The sequence below is a fragment of the Alteromonas sp. ABV4_515 genome, assembly GCF_056160345.1.
Genome location: NZ_JBSWWZ010000004.1, coordinates 241737 through 266304 on the forward strand (window position 1 = coordinate 241737; position 24568 = coordinate 266304).

General features: G+C 48.8%; 17 protein-coding genes. 5 read left to right on the forward strand and 12 right to left on the reverse strand.

All coding sequences use genetic code 11. From position 1 onward, the window contains the following. Window positions 1-16: 16 nt before the first annotated feature. The 6 genes from ACXAGX_RS11280 to ACXAGX_RS11305 all read right to left on the reverse strand — a co-directional run bounded on the left by ACXAGX_RS11280 (window position 17) and on the right by ACXAGX_RS11305 (window position 6559). Window positions 17-694: a response regulator gene (locus ACXAGX_RS11280; protein ID WP_474823800.1), complete on the reverse strand. Its 678-nt coding sequence runs from the start codon at window positions 692-694 to the stop codon at window positions 17-19. A 2-nt stretch (window positions 695-696) separates the two neighbouring features. After that, on the reverse strand, window positions 697-2301 hold the full coding sequence (locus tag ACXAGX_RS11285; protein ID WP_474838386.1) for a sensor histidine kinase: 1605 nt from the start codon (window positions 2299-2301) through the stop codon (window positions 697-699). A 28-nt stretch (window positions 2302-2329) separates the two neighbouring features. Then, window positions 2330-3847: a tripartite tricarboxylate transporter permease gene (locus ACXAGX_RS11290; RefSeq protein ID WP_474823804.1), complete on the reverse strand. Its 1518-nt coding sequence runs from the start codon at window positions 3845-3847 to the stop codon at window positions 2330-2332. Between the two features lie 2 nt (window positions 3848-3849). Then, the gene (locus ACXAGX_RS11295; RefSeq protein WP_474838388.1) at window positions 3850-4323 is read right to left on the reverse strand and encodes a tripartite tricarboxylate transporter TctB family protein; all 474 of its coding nucleotides are present in this window, start codon (window positions 4321-4323) and stop codon (window positions 3850-3852) included. 9 nt (window positions 4324-4332) lie between these two features. Continuing rightward, window positions 4333-5226, reverse strand: a complete 894-nt coding sequence (locus tag ACXAGX_RS11300; protein WP_474838650.1) for a Bug family tripartite tricarboxylate transporter substrate binding protein — start codon at window positions 5224-5226, stop codon at window positions 4333-4335. A 64-nt stretch (window positions 5227-5290) separates the two neighbouring features. Then, window positions 5291-6559 (reverse strand): OprO/OprP family phosphate-selective porin, encoded by a 1269-nt coding sequence (locus ACXAGX_RS11305; RefSeq protein WP_474823808.1) that lies wholly within the window; start codon window positions 6557-6559, stop codon window positions 5291-5293. Between the two features lie 182 nt (window positions 6560-6741). Between ACXAGX_RS11305 and ACXAGX_RS11310 the strand changes: the two genes are divergently transcribed. Both ACXAGX_RS11310 and ACXAGX_RS11315 read left to right on the forward strand, forming a co-directional pair. Continuing rightward, window positions 6742-7320 (forward strand): NUDIX hydrolase, encoded by a 579-nt coding sequence (locus tag ACXAGX_RS11310; RefSeq protein ID WP_474838390.1) that lies wholly within the window; start codon window positions 6742-6744, stop codon window positions 7318-7320. Between the two features lie 97 nt (window positions 7321-7417). After that, window positions 7418-8869, forward strand: coding sequence for a M20 family peptidase (locus ACXAGX_RS11315; RefSeq protein ID WP_474838392.1), 1452 nt, complete (start codon window positions 7418-7420; stop codon window positions 8867-8869). Window positions 8870-8915: 46 nt separating this feature from the next. On the opposite strand, the gene ACXAGX_RS11320 is transcribed toward ACXAGX_RS11315, so the two are convergent. Genes ACXAGX_RS11320 through ACXAGX_RS11345 form a run of 6 tightly spaced genes read right to left on the reverse strand, consistent with a single transcriptional unit; the run spans window position 8916 to window position 16187 of the window. Continuing rightward, window positions 8916-10232, reverse strand: a complete 1317-nt coding sequence (locus tag ACXAGX_RS11320) for a sugar MFS transporter (RefSeq protein WP_474838394.1) — start codon at window positions 10230-10232, stop codon at window positions 8916-8918. Between the two features lie 30 nt (window positions 10233-10262). Continuing rightward, the gene (gene nagA / locus ACXAGX_RS11325) at window positions 10263-11387 is read right to left on the reverse strand and encodes an N-acetylglucosamine-6-phosphate deacetylase (RefSeq protein ID WP_474838396.1); all 1125 of its coding nucleotides are present in this window, start codon (window positions 11385-11387) and stop codon (window positions 10263-10265) included. A 4-nt stretch (window positions 11388-11391) separates the two neighbouring features. Next, window positions 11392-12393 carry a glucosamine-6-phosphate deaminase NagB-II gene (gene nagB-II, locus ACXAGX_RS11330; RefSeq protein ID WP_474838398.1) on the reverse strand — a complete coding sequence of 334 codons (1002 nt, stop codon included), beginning with the start codon at window positions 12391-12393 and terminating at the stop codon, window positions 11392-11394. A gap of 9 nt (window positions 12394-12402) precedes the next feature. Continuing rightward, complete coding sequence (locus ACXAGX_RS11335) at window positions 12403-13278, reverse strand: glucosamine kinase nucleotide-binding domain-containing protein (protein ID WP_474838400.1); 876 nt, start codon at window positions 13276-13278, stop codon at window positions 12403-12405. Window positions 13279-13332: 54 nt separating this feature from the next. Further along, on the reverse strand, window positions 13333-15435 hold the full coding sequence (locus ACXAGX_RS11340; protein WP_474838402.1) for an alpha-L-fucosidase: 2103 nt from the start codon (window positions 15433-15435) through the stop codon (window positions 13333-13335). 11 nt (window positions 15436-15446) lie between these two features. Continuing rightward, window positions 15447-16187 (reverse strand): GntR family transcriptional regulator, encoded by a 741-nt coding sequence (locus ACXAGX_RS11345; protein ID WP_474838404.1) that lies wholly within the window; start codon window positions 16185-16187, stop codon window positions 15447-15449. A gap of 615 nt (window positions 16188-16802) precedes the next feature. Between ACXAGX_RS11345 and ACXAGX_RS11350 the strand changes: the two genes are divergently transcribed. The 3 genes from ACXAGX_RS11350 (at window position 16803) to ACXAGX_RS11360 (ending at window position 24567) form a co-directional block, all read left to right on the forward strand. Beyond that, the gene (locus tag ACXAGX_RS11350; protein WP_474838406.1) at window positions 16803-19511 is read left to right on the forward strand and encodes a TonB-dependent receptor; all 2709 of its coding nucleotides are present in this window, start codon (window positions 16803-16805) and stop codon (window positions 19509-19511) included. 76 nt (window positions 19512-19587) lie between these two features. After that, window positions 19588-21891, forward strand: a complete 2304-nt coding sequence (locus tag ACXAGX_RS11355; protein ID WP_474838409.1) for a beta-N-acetylhexosaminidase — start codon at window positions 19588-19590, stop codon at window positions 21889-21891. A 63-nt stretch (window positions 21892-21954) separates the two neighbouring features. After that, the gene (locus ACXAGX_RS11360) at window positions 21955-24567 is read left to right on the forward strand and encodes a glycoside hydrolase family 3 C-terminal domain-containing protein (protein WP_474838411.1); all 2613 of its coding nucleotides are present in this window, start codon (window positions 21955-21957) and stop codon (window positions 24565-24567) included. Window position 24568: the final 1 nt, after the last annotated feature.

Here is a 24568-nt window from a genome sequence, read left to right on the forward strand (position 1 = left end):
CAGTGATGAGCGAACGCTACGGCTTCAGTCTGTAACAGCGCTCTGGTCGGCCGACTGAACCATAAATTTGCTCAGCGATAAGATCTTCCGTTTCCAACAAGTACTCTAAATAACGGCGGGCGGTGGAACGGCTTACACCAATTTTATCGCCCACCTGCTGAGCACTGAGAGCGGCTTTAGGATCTGACTTAAATACGTCCTGAATTTTTTGCAGCGTTAGGCCGTCTACGCCTTTGGGTAAACGCTGTACGCTATGGCTGTGCTGTCGACTGAAGAACTGATCAACCACCGATTGGGTGAGTTCTGGCGCGTGGGAAAGCTGCTGCTGACGGTTCTCGAAGTTTTTCAGCGCCTGTTCGAGGCGAGGTAGCAAAATAGGTTTTACCAGAAAATCGGTGACGCCAAGCTTCATGGCCTGTTCCAGTACCTGTACTTCTTTGGCTGCAGTAAGCAGAAAGACTTCGCATTTTTGCATTTGATCGCGGAAATCACGGAGAATATCCAAGCCGTTACCGTCGGGCAGATACACATCCATGAGCAACAAATCTGGTTGCATGGCGCTAAGCAACGCTTTGGCTGTGCGTGTATCGTTGGCCATTCCCATAATGGTATAGCGACCACTGGCAATTAACTGCTGTGCCAGAAACTGGGCAACTTCGGGCTGATCTTCAACGATAACGCAGGAATACGGCATAACTAACTCTGACCTTCGGGTTTGGGTATGTACACCGAAAAGCGTGCACCTCCCAGTTCGGATTCACCTATTTCAATGGTACCGTTACAGGCTTCAAGATAGGTTTTTACCAGATACATGCCCACGCCATGCCGGGCATCACTTTTACTGCTGTAAGACGGCGCAAAAATACGCTCTGCATTGGCGGGATCAATACCGTCGCCGCTGTCTTCCACATCAAATACAATGTTGCTCCCCATTTCCTCTAAAGTAACCGTTACTTGCTTTTCGGGTTTGTCAGAGCGCTGAGCAGCTTCGATGGCATTATCGATCAAGTTACCGAAAATAGAAACCAGACACTCCAGCAGCTGTTCGTTCTCGTAATTGTCGAGGTGAACGTCTTCATTGATTTCAAACGGTACGTTACATTCCCTTGCCTTGTGGTACTTGCCAAACAATAACGCGGCAATCAGCGGCGTATGCACCTGTTGCAGTAATTGCTGAACCTGAGCCTGCACGCCTTGGCTTTCCGCATTAATCAACTCCATAGCTTTGTCGGTATTCCCCATCTGCAGTAATGCCGCCAGGGTATTCAGCTTGTTTGAATAATCATGGGTTTGTACCCGCAGCAGTTCAGCGAAAGCTTCGACTCGGGCCAATTGTCGTGAGAGGTGCTCTACTTCATCGGCCGGACGCAGTGTGATGAGTATGCCGGTGGTCTGATTGTCTACTCTCATGGGCAGTCGAGATAACACCAGCGATTGCTGATTGGCGAACAGTTCAAACCCCGTAATATTCGGCTCGGGATCTCGAAGTAAAAACTCGGCATGCTGAGAAAAGATATCTTGCAGCATCTCGGGTTCGGCGCTGTCGGCCGGATAAAGCAGGTCTTTCGCCCGTTGATTAATACGCTGGATTTTACCGTCGGTACTCACCGCAATAATCCCGGTTCGCACAGTGTTGAAAATAGCATTCTGCTCGGCATACAAGCGGCCAATCTCTTCCGGCTGCAGGCCAAAGAGTTTACTGCGCACCTGACGGCCTATCCACATGGCAGCCACGATAGAAAGAATGAGTATAGCAACGGCAATCACAATGATGAGTAGAGTGCGCTTGCCTACAGCCATATCGACAGAGGCATCGAGATAGCCCACCGACACCAGCCCGATGATCTCACCACTGGCATTGCGTACTGGTGCTTTACCGCGAATAGACGGCCCTAACGAGCCCGTAGCCTGTGAAATATAGTAATTGCCCTGCAATGCTTCGTCGCTGTCGCCACCTATCATCGTGTCGCCAATTTTTTGCTCGATAGGATGAAACAAACGAATTTGATCTTCGTTTCCTACCACCACAAAGCTGGCACCGTAACCGTGCTGTAGCAATGCGAGTTCTTTGCGTAGCGCGGGAGGAAAATACTCTTTTTCTACTGCGGCGGTAAGGTCGGGTCGACTAGCCAGAGAGCGGGCAATAGCCAATGCTTGCTGACCCGTTTTTTCACGAATAACCGAAGCCACCTGATATTTGCTGACCAGTGTGAGCACCAGTAACGCTGACATACTCAGTAAAGCGATACAGGCCACCAGCCAGGTTTCCAGTTTCCCCTTAAGAGAGAGTTTCAGTTTCAACAGGTGGCCTCGGTTGTGATTGTCTTATTTAATCAGGTGTCGCTGTTGTTTTGTTTAAGCGACCTTTCATAAAGCCAAACAGTGGAACAAACAACACCACGATAGCAATGATGAAAATGGTCAGCGTAAGCGGACGTTCCCACAGCCAGTTCATAGAACCGTCTGAAATCAACATTGCACGGCGGAAATTGCGCTCAATCATATCGCCTAAGATGAAACCTAACAACAGCGGTGCCATGGGGAACGACAACAGGCGAAGCAACAAGGCAATACAGGCGAAACCAATCATCATGAACAAGTCGAAGGTATTGAACGATACCAGATACACACCAATCAAACTGAAGAACAGAATGAAAATGGTGAGCAACGGCTTCGGCAACACCAACACTTTGGCCAGATACGGAATGAGCGGCAAGTTCAGAATAAGCAGTACGATGTTACCGAAGTACATGGAAACAATAACCGACCAGAATACGTCCGGATTGTCTTGCATCAACAGCGGACCAGGTTGCAGGCCGTAAGCGATAAGCGCACCCAGCATGATTGCCGTAGTACCAGAACCTGGAATACCTAACGTTAGCAGCGGTACGAATGAGCCCGTACAGGCAGCGTTGTTCGCCGCTTCCGGCGCAGCCAGACCACGCTTGGCACCTTCACCGAAGTCTTTCTTGTACTTTGCGGGGGCCAGGTTACGCTCTGCTGCGTAAGCCATGAAGCTGGCAATAGTGGCGCCTGCACCTGGCAGTACGCCAATCAGGAAGCCAAGTACAGAGGAGCGTCCTACCGACGGTGCGATTTCTTTTACGTCGCCTTTGGTGAGCTTAAAGCTACCGAGGTTGCCTTTGCCCATGTCTTCGTCTTTCTGTTTGTCGGGCTTGATCACATTCATCAGCGCTTCAGACAGTGCAAACGTGGCCATCGCAATCAGCAGGAAGCTTAAACCATCGAGTAAATCAGGCTGACCAAAAGTAAAACGCTCGGTACCGGAAGACGGGTCGATACCAATGGTCGACAGCGCCAAACCAAAGATGGTCATCATCATGGCTTTGAGGAATTCACCGTTACTGGAGAACGCGGCGATAGCGGTTAAGCCCACAAACATCAGCATTACGTAGTCGCCAGAATAAAAGCTGAGTGAAACTTCAGCCAGCGTAGGTGCAGCCACCATCAGCATTACTGCACCGATAGTACCACCGGTAAACGACGACCAGGCGGCAATGGCAAGTGCCTTACCGGCCATGCCTTTGCGGGCCATAGGATAACCATCGAATGACGAGGCCACGGTACCGGCAACACCTGGCGCGTTAATCAGAATAGAACTGGTTGAGCCACCGAAAATGGCGCCATAGTAAACCCCGGCCATTAAGATCATACCCGAGCTGGGGCCGATGCTGTAAGTGATAGGGATCATCAGGGCAATTGCAGTGATAGGCCCTAAGCCCGGTAGCATACCAATGAAGGTACCCACCAGACAGCCCACCACCACGTACATCACGTTATTCCATTGAAAGGCCGCGTCTACGCCGACCATGAGTGCATCAAACATCATTAACTCCAGAAAGTGCCGGTGGCGAGATAGATATCAAGAAGTTGGGTCATGACGAGCCAGAATATGACAACCATAGGCACTGAGGAGAGCAACAGGATGCGTCCCCGGCGTTCACCCATGACCCAGAAACCTGCAATCAGGAACAGTAAGGTAGAAACGATGAAGCCCAGCGGCTCCAGCAGTGCGCTGTAAATCACCATCAACAAGATGACCAACGCAATGGTTTTAATATTTTCTTTTTTCAGACCCAGCGGCGCATGGTCGTCGCCTTCATCGCGGTACTTAATGTACTGCGCGATAACCCCCAGAAAACTGAAAATAACGCCGAGTCCGGCGTAAATTTTTGGCAGCGTGGACGAATCCACCGCTTCGTACTGCTCAAACGGCAGCAATGGAATTTGCCACGCATAAATGCCGTAAACAGTGAAGAACATCAGGAACAACAAAGGCCCTAATACGAATCTTAATAACATGGTGTTCTCCTATTGAATGAAGCCGAGTTCGGTCATCAGCTCCCTGAGCTGCTTTTCCTGGGTCTGTAGATCGGCTTCAAAGTCGTCGGTGGTACGGAATAAGTCCATCCAGCCGTTACGATCGCGTACTGCTGCCCACTCCGGGGTTTTCAGCAGCTTGCTATATAAGTCGATGTATTCCTGCACTTTTTCGTCAGGTACATCCGGATAGGCAAATAAGCCACGCCAGTTTACAAAACTGGTGTCATAGCCAAGAGACTTTAGCGTAGGCAGTTCAGGATAAGCAGGAATGGTGTCCGGCGCGGTGATGGCCAGAATCCGGGCCTGACCGCTTTCAGCAATTTCCAACGCTTCACTTAAACCGGTAGACAGCATTTGCACTTCACCGGAAAGCAGACCGGCTTTTGCCTGACCGCCGGCATCGTAAGGGATGTAGCGAATGCGTGAACCTTCAAGACCCGCCGCGTTTACCGCCAGCGCAGCAACCAAATGGTCCATACTGCCACGGGCAGAGCCGCCAGCGATGGTGAGTGAACGCACGTTTTTACGCAGTTCTGCTACTGCATCGTCCCAGGTTTTCAGTGGTGAATCAGCACGCACAATAAACGCGCCGTAGTCTGCAATGATGCTGGCGATGGGCTTTACATCGCGGTAGCTGTATGGCACCTGACCGGTAAGGGCACGAATAACGATAGGCGTTGAATTCACCATTAACATATCGCCCTGACGGTCAGCGATTTCAATCAAGTAAGCGATAGCACGACCGCCACCGCCCCCTGACATATTCTGGAATGAGGCGTTATCTGATAAGCCTGATTTCATCAACGCTTCACCAATACCACGGGCTGTGGTGTCCCAGCCGCCGCCTGGCCCACCTGGGATCAGAAAATGATCTTTGGCCATCGCAGTGTTGCTTAGGCAAAGCAGTGTAAATAAGCTAATCAGAAATAATCGCACACAATCCTCCTTAGAAATCGTAATGGAAGCGCGCTGTTAACGCGTTGCCGCTAGTTTCATTGCCAACCAGAGCGGCTGTACCCGGACCGGATACCTTGCTATGAACACCATTCAGCATGATCTTGGTGTCTGTATCGATGTAGTAGGACACCCCCAGCGTGTAACTTTCAGCTTTAGTTCCCTGAAACTCGCTGGTGGCGTCCATCGACGATGCACGGGCGGCGATTTCCCACGCATCAGCGACTCCTTTCGGCTGGTTAAAGCGACCTGCGCCAGCTTTATATTCTTTGGTTTCACCAGTGAGCATATAACTGGCTTCTACGTAGTAGCCTTGGTAGCTTTCACCATCGAGAATTGAAGCTGGGTCCTGCGTCGCAATGTCACGCACCGCGTATTCACTTTGCACCAGCAGACTGTCGTGCTGGTATGCGGCTTCAAGGCCGTATTGGCTTAAGTGATCCAGCGCGACCTGTTCTCCGCCAGCGGCATAGTCCACCAAACGGGTATTAGGTTCGCGAATGCCAGCGCGGGCAAATCGCGCACCCAGTTCGTCACCGCCGAATTCACGGTATGAACCCCAGCCGCCCAGGTGAACAAGCTGACCATCCGCCAGAGGCGTGTTCCAGGTTAAACGGCCGGTGTAAGCCAGTGTCATAGCACCATCTTCATCGCTACCACTGGCGCTGAACGCATCGTTCTTATGCACACCGAAGGCATAGCGCAAACCGGTACTTTCAAAGTACTGACTTGCCGCCACACCCCAGCGGAAGTACGGTGACATGGTATTCGCCACACTTGAACGCTCAATCAGCGCCAGGTGCTTTGAACTCGATAACGCCGCTAAAGAGATATCTTCACGAATTTTACCGAACTTAATGGTCGGGCCGTTCTCGAATCCGTGATACTCGAAACGCAACAACAGGATTTCTGCGGTTTCATCAGCAAACTCCAGAATCATTTTGTATTCAAAGTCGCCACGTTCGCCGTCGACAGAAATACGTGCACGACGGGGAAATAATTTGGTCGCCGTCGCGCCATCGTTTTCGGCATTATAGGCACCATCAAAGGCGTTAAAGTCGATCTGTAGTCGACCACCCACATTCAGCCATTTGTTGTCAGCTTCGGTGTCGGCTTTTAAAGAAGCCAGTTCGCTTTCCAACGAAGTAATTCTTTCTTCCAACGAAGTGGTGTTCTGGTTTGCCGACGACACTTCATCAGATTGCGCGTTAGCTTGTGATACTGCTGCCAGGCATAACAGCCCAAGTGATAATTTTTTCATTTGTTCGCTTCACACTCAGATATTAACGCGGCAAGAATATTGTTAACCGACAGTTAACACCATGTAATGGATGTAATTAACGATTAAATCGAAAGGGTGATTTTGGGCATATTGTTCGTGACTTTTATGGACGAAATTAAATTAACGTCGTTGATTCAATCCTTTATCAGCTGATCTTATTTTTGGCACTCACTGGCGCTTTCTGGCATGCTGAGAGCTTCAACGTGTATGACTACTTCCGCTTGATGAATCCAAAGCCTTTTAAGTTCTGCCCTTCTTGTGCCAGTGATGCGTTTCGGCTAACCGAAAACCGCTATAACTGCGACCACTGTGACTTCACCTATTTTATTAATGCAGCAACAGCGGTGGCAGGAGTTCTGGTTCACGACGGCAAACTTTTGTTCACTGTGCGAGGAAAAGCACCGGGCAAAGGAAAACTGGGCTTACCCGGAGGTTTTGTCGATTTTGACGAGTCGCTTGAACAAGCCTTAGTACGCGAAACCCGCGAAGAACTGGGTATTCATATTACTGACTGGAAATATCTGATGTCAGCGCCAAACGTCTACGATTATGCCGGAGTGCGCTATCACACGTGTGATGGCTTCTATATTGCGCAGCTGGATAAAAAGCCTGAGTTTATGCTACAGGCAGCAGAAATTGCCGCTGTAAAGTGGTTGCAACCTGAGCAGGTTAAGCTACAGGATATTGCCTTTCCTTCTCTGCGGCAGGCTGTGAAAATGGTTATTGATTCACTCTTGTAACGAATATGGCGCGCTGAATGACTGCGTTAACGGCTTTTTTCAAAACATTTACTATTGAATGACGTAACTTGCAGGACGCCATTGAAAGGATTTATTTATGCTGCGTTTTTTTAAAATTGTCGGGGTTTTGCTGGTTGGCCTGCTTGGCATTCTTATCTTCAATGCCGTGCGATATACTCCCGTTGAGAACGCGCCGTTAAAGCCAATGGCGCTCATTCAGCCTGACGCCGGCACGCTGGCAAAGCAGCTTTCCGAAGCCATTACCTTTAAAACTATTTCCTGGGAAAACGGTAACCCGGATGATTACGCTGGCTTCAGGGCATTTCAGCAGTGGCTCGAGCATACTTACCCTGATATGTTTGAACAGCTCAGCCTTACCCGTATCAACACTCACACCTTATTACTTCGCTGGAACGGTAAAGAAGGAAACGCGCAGCCGGTTCTGTTTTCCGCTCACTATGATGTGGTGCCGGTGAATCCTGGTACCGAGAATGAATGGTCTCATTCCCCATTCGCCGGTGATATTGCCGAAGGGTACATATGGGGCCGTGGTGCTCTCGACGACAAAAGTGCAGTAATTTCTCTGATGGCGTCGGTATCTGGCCTACTGAAAACCGGCTTTACGCCGAAACAGGATATTTATATCGCCCTCACCCATGATGAAGAACTCGGCAGCGAGGACGGCGCGGTGGCGGTGACGCAATGGTTCCGTGATAACAATATCAGCCCAGCGTGGTCGCTGGATGAAGGTTCGTTTGTACTCGATGGCATTGTGCCCGGTGTAGATAAAGGTATTGCGAGCATTAATGTTTCTGAAAAAGGCTATCTGACGCTGAAGCTTATCGCCCACGGTGAAGGTGGACACAGTTCTATGCCGCCGGTAGATACGGCAGTAACGGTACTTGCAGAAGCATTGGTGAAGCTGAAAAGCGCCCCGTTACCCGGCGGCCTTGAAGGGATCAGCGAAAAAATGTACGGCGATATCGCCCGTAATATGGACTTTAGTAAGCGCTTACTCTTTGCAAATCTATGGCTATTTAAACCGTTGCTGAGCAGCGTGCTTGACGATACTAAAAGCGGTAACGCTATGATGCGCACCACAACAGCCCCTACCATGCTCTCTGGTAGCGTGAAATCTAACGTGTTACCGGCAACAGCAACCGCCACTATTAACTTCCGCCTGCATCCCCGTGATACGGTTCAGGATGTAGTGAACTGGGTTACTGCCGCGATTGACGACGAGCGTGTAAAATTAGAGGTAGGCGAATTCATCGAAGCCTCACCCGTTGCCGCCACCGACAACGCCGGATTCACCCAGTTGGTACAAACCACCCGCGCGGTCTATCCCGAGGCAATTATCACTCCTGGACTCACCATTGCCGCCACCGACAGCCGCTTTTATGGCGATATCACTAATGCTTACCGGTTCAACCCAATGGTGATCAACAACGACGATTTAGCGGGTTTTCATGGCACCAATGAACGGGTAAGTATTGAGAATCTGGTAAGAGCAACACAGTTTTATACGGCGCTGATGCAGCAGCAGTAGAGAAAGGGAAGTGGCAGCACTTCCCTTTTTAAAATAACGGCTGTACTTATTTCCAGCTACGCATCTTACAGCCCTTCACTGCGTAAAACAGAATAAAGGCATAGCAAGGTACGGTCATCCAGTAAGCGTGTAACACACCTACAGATTCAGCAAGGTGACCGTAAAACAATGGCAGAATGGCGCCACCAGCAATACCCATAATGAGCAATGCTGAGCCGCGTGCGGTGAAATGACCTAAACCATCTAATGCAAGCGGCCATATAGCTGGCCATACAATGGCATTAGCAAGGCCAAGCAACGCAATTGCGGTAATTGGATCAGGCAATGTTGCGGCCCCCGACCAGCCCCACAGCACATTTGATATGCCATGACTTTCAATATCCAGTAACGGAATAATGACAGCCAAAACGATGCCGAGAACATTCGACAACATGAGCATTTTTTGTTGCGACATGACTCGTGGGATCAGCACCAGACCAAGTAGATAGCCTGCCACCATAAATAGCATCGTGTAAGACGTGAGGCCAATAGCGCCAGGCACGCCAAGTTCTGAGCCCGCTAAACCAATAGTATCTCCGGCAATAACCTCAACGCCAACATAGAAGAACAGCGCCACCACGCCCAGTACCAGTTGCGGAAACTGCGTGATACTGCCAGTACCCTGCCCCACTTCTGAGAGATGTTCATCTTCGGCTTCAAGATCCAGTTCAGGCAGACCTGAAAAACGCAATGCAATCGCAAGTAAAATCAAGCCAACAGCCATGCCAACGTACGGCTGAACCAGACTGTCAGCAAGTTCTGCAATCTGACTTGCACGTGCTGCGGCATCCATTTCAGCGACACTTTGAGCGGTGATACCCGCAAAGGCACCAAGCACAAGTGCGATAAAGATTTTTGGCGCTAGCCAGCCAGCCCCTTTATTGAGCAAGCCCATGATTGAAATACGGGCAGCGGCACTCTCTGCAGGACCAATTTTAACGATATAAGGGTTTGATGCAGTTTGAAGGATTGTCAGACCGGAACCGACGATAAATTGCGCAAGCAAAAATAGAACAAAGAGTTGCCCCTCTGCTGCAGGCACAAATAGCAAACAACCCAGCGCCATTAAACCGAGTCCAATTGACATGGCATTCCGATAGCCCACTTTATTCAGCACAAAAGACATGGGCAACGCCATAACGACGTAGGCAATATAGAAACTAAAAGTGATGAACAACGCCTCGCCACTGCTCAACTGACAAACAATTTGCAGGAACGGAATCAATGCACCGTTAAGCCAGGTTATAAATCCAAAAACAAAAAACAGTGTGCCTATGATTATCATAGGAAATATTGTCGACGGCGCTTTATGCGTTGTTGTCATTTTCTTCTTCCTTCTTATTATCGTTATCAGCTACTTTTGCTGCTTGCCGTCTCGCCAAATCCCGGCGATTTGAAGTTCAGGTGTTAAAGACATAAATGTCGCCTGGCATCCTGGCTTGAGGTTGCCGATGAACGACGACAGGCCCAGGTATTCTGCTGGCGTCGACGTTGCCATTCTCAATGTGGATTGCAAACTGATACCGAGATCAAAGTGAGTATTTCTGACTGCTTCTTCCATAGTAAGGACAGAGCCAGCCAGCGTCCCATCATCCAGTTTTAGCGTTGGGCCATCACGTACCACCTTCACGTCTTGATAAACGAAATGATCGATATCACTTGCGGCTGGTGCCATAGCGTCAGTGATCAACATCAACTTTTTGTCACCTTTCAGGCGAATCGCCAGCGTGGCACTGATGGGATGAACATGTTGATGATCTACAATCAGGCCACAATAAGCCTGTTCACGATACATTGCCGTTCCAACCAGGCCAGGCTCACGACTAGTAAGCGGCGACATGGCATTGTAAAGATGAGTCGCAGAACGCGCCCCAGCGTCAAATGCTTGCAAGCAGTTTTCTGCATTCGTGTTGGTATGGCCCAGAGAAACAATAATGCCAAGATCTGTTAGTTTGCGGATATCGTCGGTGGTTACCGATTCCGGCGCGACCGTGACTACTACTTGGCCCAGATCATCACGAGCGAATATTGCTAATTCCTCATCTGACAACGGGCGAATGTGCGACGCGCTATGCATGCCTTTTTTAGCGGCACTCAGGTGTGGCCCCTCAAAATGAACGCCAGGTATAGCTGATGGCAATATTTTGCGAGCCTCAGCTATCGCATCCGCGCCTTGACACATAACGGTTAGGTCGTCGGTGATGAGGGTAGGCATGATGCTACCTGAACCCGTTTGCAGGTGAGCATTGGCCATTTTAACCAAGCATTCAACCGTGGGCTCACTATTGAACTGCACTCCACCACCGCCATTTACCTGGATGTCGACGAACCCCGGCACAACGAGCCCATCTATTTCAGTGGCCTGACCGGGTTTCTCTGACTCTCTAACGGCAATTATCTTGCCGTCAGCGACCGAAAAGCAGACATTTTTTCGAAGCAAATCGCCATCGAAAAACTGTCTGGAAAAATATTCTTGCATACTGTTATACCGTTTCAGTAACTTTCTTTAGCCCTATCGGACTGTCGGGATCCATCTGCATATTTCTCGCGGCCTGCTCGATATCAAGATAAAAACGCTGCATGGTAAGCAATGGAGCCACAAGTGAGTGCACACTTTCATCAGGCAGAAAAAGTGCTTTAACATTTCCACCGCGACGCTTTATCTCTTCAATTTGATCCCGGTGAAATGGTAGCGATGCATCATTAACTGAAGCGTCTAATGTTGCAACCCCACGATTGAGCAAAGAAATGGGGCCGTGTAAAAACTCTGCCGAACTAAACGCTTCCGCCTGAATTCCACAAACTTCTTTCAGTTTTAGTGCGATCTCGCGGGAGATAGCGTAGCCAAATGCCCGGCCAAGCACTACACAACGCTCAATGGCGCCAAGTAAAGTCTCGTCTAATACCGGTTGCAGAGCAATGGTTTGTTCCATTTGTGCAGGCAATCCATCAATTGCCGCTTTGAGGGATGCGTCATTTTTCCATTCGGCCACGATACTAAGCAGTGCACTTAGTGAAGCCAGGTAGCTTTTAGTGGCAGCCACTGCAACTTCAGGACCAGCCTGCAACGGAATGAAGATATCAACGATGTCGGCCAGTGGTGAGCTTTCATCGTTAACCAACGCAACGCAGAAGCCCCCCGCATCTTTTGCCATTTGAGCCTGCGCCATAATATCTGGACTGCGCCCAGACTGTGAAATGACAAATACCAGTGCACCTTCGAGTTTTAGTTTCTTACCAAACACACTGGTCACAGAAGGAGCCGCAGAAGCCACAGGAAGACCTAGCTCTGTTTCAATGAGATACTTACCATATACACCAGCGTGGTCTGAGGTACCTCGACCAATCATATAAACAAATTTCGGTGCGAGCGTTTTAAGCTGCGCTGCTAACTGCTGATACAGCCCAGCGTTCTTTTCCAGTTGGCGTCTTATTACTTCTGGCGTTTCTAACGTTTCTACGGCCATTTTGGTTGGAGTATTCATAGTTTAACCTTATAAAAATGTGTTTCTTGCCAGCCTGACAGCACCTGCTTCCGGCGATAATAAGGCAGGTTTGATCTGTGATTGAATGTGATTTGGCAACCACTCTTGCCAAAGAGGTGCGAGTCCGCCAATCATGGAAAAACGAGCAGGCTGAATTTCTAACAGTCTTGTGATTAGACGAGTAAGATAATCTGCACCTTCATGCATTATCGTCATACCCAATGGGTCACCGTTTCGTGCGTGTTCAATCACGAGAGGCGCCAAAGTGGCAAAATCTCGGGACTTGTAGTGGAGCGCCATCGCGACAATATTGGATGCCGAAGATACGCCAAGACTTTTTGTAACCGCGGAGGAAAGTGCCGTGGTTTCTTGAAGGCCATCAAAGCCTTCCAGCGTATAACTAATCGCTTTCCATCCCAGCCATGCCCCACTCGCCTTGTCGCCAATTGGAAAGCCGTGTCCACCAAGAATAAAGTGCTCGCCGTTGGCCTCCGCGAATGCAGAGGAACCGGTACCGGTGATCAGAATGGAACCTTCTTTCCCCTCATGTGCACCGGCACTGGCTATATGCAGGTCAGTAGTAATTCGCGCGTCTCGAAAAGGCAATTCCCAATTCGCTGCGATTTCAGCATATTTGGGTACCGACACACCGGCCAACCCCATATGCACATATATTTCGCTGATGGCTTCTCGGGGCAGTCCAGCGGCCTCAATAGCAGTCGCGCTAGCTTCTAAAATCGAATTTAGCGCTACTTCGCTATTTTGTGCTGGGTTACCTGAGCCAGATAACCCTTCGCCTAGCAATTTGCCACTTGCATTTTCGAGCCTGGCAAAGGTTTTCGTTCCCCCGCCATCGATACCCATGAACAGTTTTCTTGGTGTCACTTTTGTATCCTTCTTCTCCGCTGATTTGCGCTAATGCAAAAGCGTATTGGCAACTTAACGGGTCAGAATACCGACACCACCGATGGCTATAGTGCTCGAGCCTTTAACCGGCTTAGGCAATACAAGACGTAAATAGCGACCCTCTTGGATGCTTCCGAAGCGGACTTTCTGCTCACCTCGGTTGGCGGCGATGTTGGAGAACTCATCTTCTGCCACCGCTTTCCAGCTTCCCGGCTTACTGCCAACATACGCTGTATAATAGGCAGGTGGGCCTGCGTCATACGGATTCTGCGATGCCGGGCGCAAAGTAAAGCCAGTTAGAGAATAGGATTTACCCAGGTCAACAATGATCTCAATGGGTTTACCTGGCATTCCGCTGTAGACCGGCGAACTCCAACCTGCATCACCCGATAGCAAAAACGCATACTCTCCTCCAGCAGGTACAAGCACTTTCCAGTCAACTGGGGCCACATCAAAGGCTTGTGTAGTCACAGCGCTTTCCACTTCACCTTTACGTGAAAGTGCCTTAACCACGCCGCCATCTTTCAACGGAAATGGACTTTTGTAGACTTTCGATGGCTGGCTGCCATCAGTGGAATAGAGGATGGTAAGATTCGGTTCGGCATTGATAACTGTGACCATGCCTGATTGATCTCGGATAATTTTTGGCTCTTCGATAAACTCCGGTAACCGGAACAAACTGATCTCCGAAATCACTGGCGAAGCCTTTGCTGAAATGATTTTCAAACGAATTTTGTCTGCCACTATAGGCGCATCGAGTTTCAGTAAGCGCTGGTGACCAATGTAAACCTTGCGCGCTACTTCCTGCCATTGTCCAGCGACGCGAGCTTCAACCACAAACTGGTCAATGCGCACGCCGTATTCGATCACTTCTCGAATACGAATAAAATCAAACGTCCGCGCTTCGGGTAGCGTCAGCGTGATCCAGGCGCCTGCGGTGTCACTTTCATCCGCTGCCCACACACCACCGTCAAACAACACGCGTTTAGCACTGGTACCGGCAGCAACAGATGACGCTTCCACACTGGCATCGGCAGCAAAGTTGGTCTTATAGGTTTTATCCAGAATGGCCTTAAAGCCCTTCAGCGAATCAACATCGGCTTGATAAATCTGGCCAGTGCGATCGGGAGGCAGGTTCAAAAGCAAATTTGTACCTCGAGCAACAGAAGTCATGTAGAGGTTGAATAGATTAGCCGGTGAGCGAACGCTTTCGTTTTCATCTTTATGCCAGAACCATCCTGGGCGGATAGATGTGTTCGTTTCAGCTGGGTTCCACAACTCTCCAAGTCTCACACCACTGTTACCTTTGGGCATGGTGTAAGGCGTGCGGTCCATGGTTGGCCAGCACGGGTCGCCGGCAATGCCTTTTTCGTTACCAACCCAGCGCACGTCCATGTCTGCATCCGCAAACATTACAGCATGAGGCTGGTTACGACGGACAATGGCACGTACCTTATCCCACTGGTAATAGGTAGCCGCTTCGATTTTTCGGGTTTCACGGGCGCCACCGTAGTAACCATCACCACCGTTCGCGCCGTCGAACCACACTTCAAACAACGGGCCGTAAAGGGTAGTCAGCTCTTCCAATTGATTATGATAGTACTCGACATAGGCTGCTCGACCATATTCGGGGTGATTACGGTCCCAGGGCGAAAGATATACACCAAACTTGAGGCCTTGCTGTTTGCAGGCACTGGCAATCTCTCCCACGATATCGCCTTTACCATTCTTGTATGGCGAGCTTTTTATACTGTGGTCTGTGTATTTTGAAGGCCACAAGCAAAAACCATCATGGTGTTTAGCCGTAATGATGAGCCCTTTCAAACCACCCGCTTTTGCCGCGGAAACAATTTGCGCAGCACTAAAATCAGTTGGGTTGAAAATTTCAGGGCTCTCGTCACCGTATCCCCACTCGCGATCGGTGAACGTATTCACGGAGAAGTGGAGAAACGCGTAGGTTTCGAGGTCCTGCCAATCACTTTGGCGCTGTGAAGGTAAAGCACCGAAAGGCTTAATACCGACGATTTTACCTGGTTTAGACTGCTTACCAGTGACTGAACTACAGGCTGACAGCCCATAAATTAGTGATGTTCCCACCACAGAGCCGATCATCAGCTTACGTCGGTTTAAGTCCATGAATTCTCCGTTTATGTTACGTAATTAAGTTCGGCAACCATGTCATATGTGTCGCCACGATAGAAAGACTGGGTATATTCGCAAGGTCTTCCATTCGCTAAAAAAGCACGTCTTTCTATGTAAAGGCCCGGTGAGCCCTCGGGTATATTGAGTTTCGCTGCCACCTCACTTTTAAATGCAATCGCTCGCAGACGCTGCAGAGCACGCACTGGTCGGTTACCTGCTTTTTCCAGCGCGTCGTAAAGGGATTCACCCACTGCATCTAAACTGGTGAGGCACTCCTTATCAATTGTTGCAATCTCGTACGCCATAGGGATGTCATCGGCATAACGAATGCGAATAATCCGATAAACACTGGCTCCCGGGGGTATACCCAAAGACATAGATTCCATGGGTGATACCAATCCCTCTTCTTTAGAGATAATTACCGAGTGAGGCGTGTACCCTCTTGAAAGCATGTCTTCTGTAAAGGAGGAAATTTTTAAAAAACTCTTTTCTACGCGATTGGCAACAAACGTTCCTGAGCCCTGTCTTTTCTCAAGCAGCTTTTCGTTCACCAGAACGTCTATGGCTTTACGAATTGTTATTCGGGAAACCTGCAGCGCTTCAGCAAGATCTCTTTCGGGCGGAATAATGTCGCCTATGGCTATTTTTTTACTGACAATCGCGTTTTTTATCGCCTTCTGTATTTTCATGTACAAAGGTGAAGGATCGTCTTCTGGTATTTTTCCAATCAGATCGACAAAGGCCATTCTTACTCTCCAGTTTTATGCAACGCTAGTCAGGCAAGTTTCGACAGAGTTACTGCTTAATATTTGTTCACGCGCTAGCATATCGCAAATTGGTATTAACTCTAAAGCAAGTTAATACCCGTAACGCTCGTCAAAATGCCAATCCAAACAGTAAAAATCACCTTTAGTCTAAAACCAATCTAGTACCACTGATTTTAATTTCATCTAAATAGTTCTTTCCGTCAAGCATAAAGTTCAAAAAAAGGACAAAAAATTAAATAAAAATACTTTCAACCTGCATATGAAATACCATTTACAGTATTGGTTATATCCATAACAAAAGTGAGGATTATTTTTTTAAATGCATAAAAATCAAAAAGTTAAACTATTTATTTCAACAAAATGTCGAAATTATTAAATATTATGAATTGACACCATGTGACCAATGTGAATATATATTAACCAAAGGATACCTATTTGAGTCCAATTTATTACCATAACAGGACAATAAACGTTTCTTTTATTTGAAGGGCATACAGGGAAAACTCGCATCTACTGTCAGCAGATAACTGTTGATGAGGTTAGTTAGATGACCGGTTTCCACAATATATATTTATAAATATTGGGAATATCATCGTGACTAAAACACGCACATTCAGACCGTTTAAAAAGACACTACTCGCAACGCTCATTACAGGTGCATGCATACATGCAGGTGTATCTGCTCAGGAAACTGACGTGCCAGATAATGATGAAGTAGAGAAAATAGAAGTTTCTGGGATCCGTAGTAGCTTATTCAGCGCGCGCGAACTCAAAAAAGACAATGACACTATCAGCGATGTTATTGCACTTGAAGACATCGGTAAATTACCAGACGTCAACGTTGCAGAAACACTTTCTCGCTTACCCGGTTTCTCAGTAGATCGTCAATTCGGTGAAGGCGAAAAAGTCTCGATACATGGTACTGACCCTGCGCTGAACCGAATTTTTATTGACGGCCATGCCATCGCATCTGCAGACTGGGGTGGTAACCCCAACGACGTATCAGGCCGAACCTTCAACTACGCTATGCTGGCACCTGAGATCATTGGTCAGGCCCGAGTATTTAAAAACCCGGAAGCCTGGATCGATGAAGGGTCTGTTGGTGGTACCGTACTCATCGATACACGTAAACCATTTGATTTAGACGCGAACACGTTTTCAGCTTCTGTTGGTTATTCTTACAATGACCGCTCTGAAAAAGGTAATGGTCGTTATTCAGCCTTGTATAGCTGGAAAAACGATGATGAAACCTTTGGTGTGCTGCTTTCCGCTCAATACGATAAGAAAACACTATACCGCGCGGGTATTGAATACTTTGGCTATTCTGGCGGCAACATTTTCGCAAACGCATTTGATACTACCACCGATGCTGAAGGCAATGTGACAGGTGTGACTGGTGCCAATATCAACGGTGCTGCACCTACAGTGGAATCTTACAACGAGCTAATGGATGCACGGGTACCTTGCTGTATTAACTTCGCCTTCTTCAATCAAGAGCGTGAGCGCCTTGGTTTAAATGGTGCACTGCAATGGAAACCAAGTGACGACTCGGAAATTACTTTCACCACTATGCAGATTTATGGTGACTACACCAACTTCAACCAATCTGAGTACACAGCAGCTTCTTGGGTAGGTGGTGATGCCACCGATCTGACGGTTAATCAGGGTATCGTTACCTCAGGAACTATCGCCGGCACATCATCAAATTCTGCGCAGCTAGACCCAATCTACCGTGAATCAGAGGTTGATACAGAAAGCTACAACCTTGCAGGTAAGTGGACAAACGATATCTGGAAAGTATCCGGTAACGTGGGTTATACCAAAGCAACCGGTGGTAAATCGCCTGAATATCAAACTAATTTCCATCATCAGGGTGGTTACAGTTTCGAATTCGATCAAAGCCATACCTTCCAGCAATACGTTGCCGATCCTTCAGATCCAACCACCTTCTCGCGTACTGACCTAACTGAAATGACAGTTAATGGTGTAACTGACGACTATTTGCAAATAGGCGTTATTGCCGATCTGCTTTACAACGACGAAGAAACTTATGGGCAGATTGATTTCGAATATAACGTCGCCAGTGGGTTTTTCACCAAAGTACTATTTGGTGCCAAAGCGAGCACGCACAAAAACTGGGTAGATGCCTCCTCAACTCGCGTTTATCTTACCGAAGCGACCGATTTGAGTGACTGGGATTGGACACTCTCTCCATCTAGTTTATGGGATGGTCTGGGAGCTGGCGGCAACTCAACGCAATATGCCATTCTCACTAAAGACGGCATTCTCGACATGATGAACTCTGGTGTTCAAGGCCCACTCGAATACAACTACGGCTCTCAATTTGAAGTTAAAGAAGACGTCGTTGCCGGTTACCTTCAAGGTAACTTTGAATGGGAGGACTTCAAAGGTAATGTAGGTGTGCGTGTAGTTAGAACCGAAGATGTTTCTGACTTCTGGCAATATGATTCAGATTCCCAAACCTGGTCTGCAGAATCTATATCAAACAGCTACACCAAAGCACTGCCTTCTATCAACGTCGTTTATTCAGTAACTGAAGACTTCCTGTTAAAAGCCGGTGCAGCGAAAGTAATAGCCCGTCCACGCTACAGCGATCTTGCTGGTGCATTTGAATTAAGCGATACCACCTTGACTGGCGGTGGCGGTAACCCTGATCTCAAGCCGTATGAGTCAACCAACTACGAAATGTCAGCTGAATATTATTTCCGTGAAACTGACATGGTTGCAGCGGAAATCTTTTTCCGTGACGTATCGTCTTACATCGTAACTGATACAACAGAACAAGAGCTGTACAACACGCTAACAGGCAATACAGGTACCTACTTTATCTCGTCACCAATTAATGCTGAAGCGGCGAAAGTATATGGCTTAGCGCTTCAGGGGCAGTTCGATTTGGGCTGGGGCTTTGGTATTGCGACCAATGCTACGTTTGCAGATGCTGACGTACCCAGTAATGAATATTACATGCCTTACCTATCAGACCTGACAGTAAACGTAACGCCTTACTATGAAAAAGGCCCCCTGCAGCTTCGTCTGAACTATGGCTACCGAAGTGAATATTTCACGCAAATTGGTCGTTTGGCATCGCAGGACTATACCGCGTCATACACGCAGTTAGACTTCTCTGGTACCTACGAGTGGAGCGAGAACCTTTCTTTCACCGTACAGGCTTCGAATTTGCTTGATGAAACATACTACCAGTACTCATCTGTGACCATCGCTCCTACGAGCTTTTACAAAAATGGTCGTCAGTTCTCACTGGGTGCGAGCTTTAACTTCTAATCCGATTCGGGGGCGCAATGCCCCCTTTCCGCTGTATACCAGCAACAATGAATACAAAACCAGTTCGAGTTATTAAATGAAAAAAATTCAAAAAAATCTTCTGGCAACCGCATTACCACTAGCCTTGTTCAGTCAGACAACAATGGCAGCGAACGCTGACCAACAGGACCTCTCACTGATCCCTTGGCCTGCCGAAATTGCTTATGAAGGTTCGGAATTTACCCTGACGTCAAAAACAGCTGTTTGTGCCGCAGACAATATTCAGACTTCCGCAGACATGCTCAAATACTTTATGAATAAGGCCCAGGGGCTCGCACTGACGAAAGAAAGCTGTTCCAAGGCAGGCGTTCGCTTGCAACTAACCAAAGAAGAACTCGCCTCTGATGAAGCGTATATTCTTGATGTAACAAAAAAGGGCATCACTATTTCCGCCAACGCGGAAGCGGGGTTATTTAACGGTATCGCTACGCTTGCGCAATTAGCGTCTTCAAACGCAGATTTTGGTAACAATGCCACTATTCCAGGTGTTCATATCGAAGACTGGCCAGCCTTCGATTGGCGAGGTCTCATGTTGGATCCTTCCCGCCACTTTGTTCCTGTGGAATCGGTAAAGTCATTTATTGACCAAATGGCACAACTCAAATTCAACAAGCTGCACATCCACTTAGCTGACGACCAAGGTTGGCGTATTGAAATTAAAAAATACCCCAAGCTGACTGAAGTTGGTGCGTGGCGTAAACCACCTTCGAACGGTAACCCAGAATACTCCCAGGGCACCTACGGTGGCTTCTACACCCAGGATGATATCCGCGAAATCGTTGCTTACGCAGCGGCAAGACAAATCACCGTAATCCCTGAGATCGATATGCCTGGTCATGCCCAGGCGGCCGTTGCCTCTTACCCTGAGATCGTTGGTGTAACCAGTGACAAGCCTGAAGTATCCGCTGACTGGGGTATTAACTACTATCTGTTCAATCCGAACGAAAAAAGCATGGCATTCATCAAGGACGTACTGGATGAAGTGATGGATTTATTCCCCGGCGAATACATTCACCTAGGTGGCGATGAAGCCCCCAATGACCAATGGGAAGCGTCGCCGGAAGTTCAGGCGCAAATGAAATCACTGGGCATCGAGACAGGTTTTGAAATGCAGGGCTGGTTTATGAGTCAGCTAGGCAACTACCTGGCAGAGCATGGCCGCAAAATGATCGGCTGGGATGAAGTATTAGAAGGAAATGTGCCTTCTTCTACCACCATCATGAGTTGGCGTGGAAACCGCGGCGCAATCGAAGCGGCCCAAAAAGGCCACGATGTGGTTCAGTCATTGTTCTACATAAATCATCTTGCCACACACCGTGCAGACGATCCGTCGGGGCGTATCTCTGTAACGGGCCTATCAAAAATTTACAAAACGGATATTACGCCTGCCGCTCTTACCGTGGAGGAAAAGCAGCATATTCTTGGTGTTCAGGGTCATCTGTGGAGTGAATACATCATGACGCCCTGGTATTTGGAATATCTTGCATTCCCACGCGCTGCAGCCATAGCTGAAATTGCATGGACGCCGGTAACGGAAACCAGCTGGTCATCGTTTCTTGACCGCATGCCTGAGCAAATTGCCCGATACGACGAGCAAAATGTCGTAGCTGGCGACGGTGAATACGCTGCCGACTTTGGCCTTAAAGACGGTCGAAACAGTATGCTAGCCAGTGGCACTGGCGAGCTGGTTATTTCCAACCAACTGCAATCGGGAAATATCCGCTATACCACCGATGGTTCAGAGCCTACGGCTTCGTCACCGCTTTACAGCAAGCCGATTAAAGTTGCTTTTGGTGACCGGGTGCGTTCAGCAACTTTCGATGACCAAGGTCGTGTTCTGGCGAAAACCCGCAACTACACGCCTACTGAAGAAAAACTCAGAACCCGGGTATCCGGCGAATTCAGAACCTGCTACGGCGGTGATTTTGGTCTGCGTGTGCCACTTACTGCTGACTCCGGCGCCCAGTCTCCGGTTTATGATATCGACATTTTCCATGACTGCTTTGTGTATCCAGAGGCAGAAATGTCCGGAATTTCGAGCATGAAAATTGATAAAGCCAGACTGGCACGAAACTACGCACTCGCACACGAAGCCCACATGGTGAAATCATATCCCTGGGAATCGAAGTTTGGTGATCTGATTGTTTATCTGGACAAGTGTGAAAGCGGTGAAGAAGTTGCCCGTGTTGCGTTGGAAAATCCGGCGGTATCGCCTAACCAGAATCAACTGACAGTTCAACTTGAGAAAGATATCCAGGGTGAGCACGACCTCTGCTTCCTGTTTGCCTCCCCTCTAGATGGCCCATTTCACGCCATTGGCAGCGTGACACTGCAACCGTAAATAAATACATCAACAGCGCCGCGTAGACGGCGCGTTTTTCCAAACTAAGATGTTGAGGGAATAATGCAACATACCAGATTAAAACTTAGTGCTATCGCCAGCGTAATCGCAGCGATTTCCGTGACAGCATGTACTGAACAGAAATCTGAGCAAAAGATGGTTACCAAAGAACCATCTGTAATCACTCAGATGACATTGGAAGAAAAGGTTTCACAGCTTCAGGATGTCGCCAAAGGCATCGACCGTCTGGATGTAGTGGGCTACAACTGGTGGAACGAGGGCCTTCACGGCATCGCCAGAGCCGGTGAAGCGACTGTCTTTCCCCAGGCAATCGGCCTTGCCGCCACCTGGGACAAACCGTTACTGAAAGAGATTGGCAACGTGGTCGGTGTGGAAGCTCGCGCCAAATTCAACAGCATTCCAAAAGATCAAACCCACGCCCGATACTACGGCCTCACAATTTGGTCGCCTAATGTGAATATCTTCCGGGATCCCCGCTGGGGCCGCGGTCAGGAAACCTTTGGTGAAGACCCGTCACTCACCGGTGCATTAGCCGTTAATTTTGTTCAGGGTCTGCAAGGTCCTGATCCAAAAAATCCGTTAACCATCTCCAGTGTGAAACACATTGCTGCGCACTCAGGCCCGGAAGGTATTCGTCACGGGTTTGATTCAAAAGCCACAGATTATGATTTGGCCGCCACCTTTTTACCGGCTTTCCAGCAAGTGGTTCAGGAAGGTCAGGTGGGTTCTGTAATGTGTGCCTATAACGCAATCAAAGGTGTACCGGTTTGCGGCGACCCGAATTTGATTGACGGTACTCTGCGTGATAAATGGGGCTTTGAAGGTTATGTAGTGACTGACTGCGGTGCGGTGTACGACATGAATGAGTTCCACCACTACCGTTCATCCATGGCACAAAATGCTGCTGAAGTGATTAACGCGGGCGTCGATCTAAACTGCGGAACAGGCTTCGCATCACTAACCGAGGCTGTTGAAAAAGGCTGGGTGAAAGAGTCACGTATCGATGAAGCGCTGGGCAGACTCTGGAACATCAGAGCCAAACTGGGCATCGATGGGCAACCAACACACTACGATAATATTGGCGCTGACCAGCTCCATTCTGCAGCCCATGCTGACATCGCCCTGGAAGCAGCCAGAAAATCGGTGGTACTGCTGAAAAATGATGGCGTCCTGCCGCTTGGAGCAGAAACACGGGTCGCAGTAATTGGCCCTAATGCCGATCTGCTCGAATCACTGCGCGGCAACTACAGCGGCATTATTGCTGGCGCCGTAACGCCGCTTGAAGGATTGCGCGCTGCATTCGGTGCGGAACAAGTATCTTATGCTCAGGGGTCGCCCCTGGCAAACGGCCTGGGTGTTGCGATTCCGGAAACGGCCCTGAAAACCGCTGACGGTGAGCCGGGACTTACCGCCACCTATTATGCCAATACAGACTTTTCCGGAAAGCCGGTTGCTACAAGTACATCTCGCACCGTAAACCTTGATTTGCAAAACACTTCACCACTTCCTGAACTGAAGGGTAAACCCTACTCAGTGCGCTGGTCGGGCATGATTGTGCCGCCGGGGCCGGGCGACTATGAATTATCCGTCCACCTGGAAGATTGCTGGGAGTGTAAAGCTGATTTCCATGACGCTTTCACTCTCTATGTAGACGGTAAGCCAGTAGTGGAACATCCAGAAAAAGGCGCGCCGCTATCTGCAACGGTTCATTTCGATAACGGCGAACCGCAACCACTGCAACTAGATTTCTCTCATAAGGGCGGAGACTGGGGGGTGCGCCTGCAATGGCAGGCACCGGCAGAAGTACAGGTAGCCGAAGCCGTAGCCGCAGCGAAAGCAGCGGACGTCGTGGTTGCATTTACCGGCCTGTCTCCTGATTTGGAAGGCGAGGAACTGTCGATAGTCATCCCGGGGTTTGACCGTGGGGACCGAATCAAACTGACACTGCCCGAACCTCAACTTAACCTGCTCAAAGCTCTGAAGACCACTGACAAGCCGCTGGTTGTAGTTAACCTTTCTGGTAGTGCTGTTGCCCTTAACTGGTCTGATGAAAATGCTGCTGCGGTGTTGGAGGCCTGGTACCCCGGAGAATCTGGTGGTAGAGCAATTGCAGATATTCTGTCCGGCGAATACAACCCATCAGGCCGGTTACCGCTTACAGTTTATCGTTCTGAAAACGACTTACCTGATTTTGCAGATTACAACATGCAAGGCCGGACACACCGTTACTTCACCGGTGATGCACTTTACCCCTTCGGCCATGGCCTGAGTTATTCCTCCTTTGCTTATTCAAACGCTGCCCTTTCTACTGCAAGTATTCAAGCTGGCAGCCCGCTGACTGTGACCCTGAATATTACCAATCAGAGCGACATCGCTGGTGAGGAAGTGGTTCAGGCATACCTTCTTCCGCCAGAATCGGAAACAGGCTTACTGCATGAACTGGTTAATTTTGAACGTGTTTCTTTGCAAGCCGGTGAAACAAAAGAGATTAGTTTCACAGTACCTGCAGACAAACTCAGTTTGGTAAATGCGACGGGGCAACGGGAAATTACAGCAGGTGAATATCAACTCTTTGTTGGTGGCTCACAGCCCGCTGACACAGCCGGTCAGACCCTTAGTTTCACTATCACCGGTCCCACTGTTTCAGCAGACTAAC

What these genes read in the sequence shown, in the direction of transcription:
- ACXAGX_RS11345 (WP_474838404.1), bottom strand. Translation starts at nt 16,187, where the DNA reads ATGGCCTTTGTCGATCTGATTGGAAAAATACCAGAAGACGATCCTTCA.
- ACXAGX_RS11355 (WP_474838409.1), top strand. Translation starts at nt 19,588, where the DNA reads ATGAAAAAAATTCAAAAAAATCTTCTGGCAACCGCATTACCACTAGCC.
- nagB-II (WP_474838398.1), bottom strand. Translation starts at nt 12,393, where the DNA reads ATGAATACTCCAACCAAAATGGCCGTAGAAACGTTAGAAACGCCAGAA.
- ACXAGX_RS11320 (WP_474838394.1), bottom strand. Translation starts at nt 10,232, where the DNA reads ATGACAACAACGCATAAAGCGCCGTCGACAATATTTCCTATGATAATC.
- ACXAGX_RS11290 (WP_474823804.1), bottom strand. Translation starts at nt 3,847, where the DNA reads ATGTTTGATGCACTCATGGTCGGCGTAGACGCGGCCTTTCAATGGAAT.
- ACXAGX_RS11280 (WP_474823800.1), bottom strand. Translation starts at nt 694, where the DNA reads ATGCCGTATTCCTGCGTTATCGTTGAAGATCAGCCCGAAGTTGCCCAG.
- ACXAGX_RS11295 (WP_474838388.1), bottom strand. Translation starts at nt 4,323, where the DNA reads ATGTTATTAAGATTCGTATTAGGGCCTTTGTTGTTCCTGATGTTCTTC.
- ACXAGX_RS11305 (WP_474823808.1), bottom strand. Translation starts at nt 6,559, where the DNA reads ATGAAAAAATTATCACTTGGGCTGTTATGCCTGGCAGCAGTATCACAA.
- ACXAGX_RS11340 (WP_474838402.1), bottom strand. Translation starts at nt 15,435, where the DNA reads ATGGACTTAAACCGACGTAAGCTGATGATCGGCTCTGTGGTGGGAACA.
- ACXAGX_RS11315 (WP_474838392.1), top strand. Translation starts at nt 7,418, where the DNA reads ATGCTGCGTTTTTTTAAAATTGTCGGGGTTTTGCTGGTTGGCCTGCTT.
- nagA (WP_474838396.1), bottom strand. Translation starts at nt 11,387, where the DNA reads ATGCAAGAATATTTTTCCAGACAGTTTTTCGATGGCGATTTGCTTCGA.
- ACXAGX_RS11360 (WP_474838411.1), top strand. Translation starts at nt 21,955, where the DNA reads ATGCAACATACCAGATTAAAACTTAGTGCTATCGCCAGCGTAATCGCA.
- ACXAGX_RS11300 (WP_474838650.1), bottom strand. Translation starts at nt 5,226, where the DNA reads ATGGCCAAAGATCATTTTCTGATCCCAGGTGGGCCAGGCGGCGGCTGG.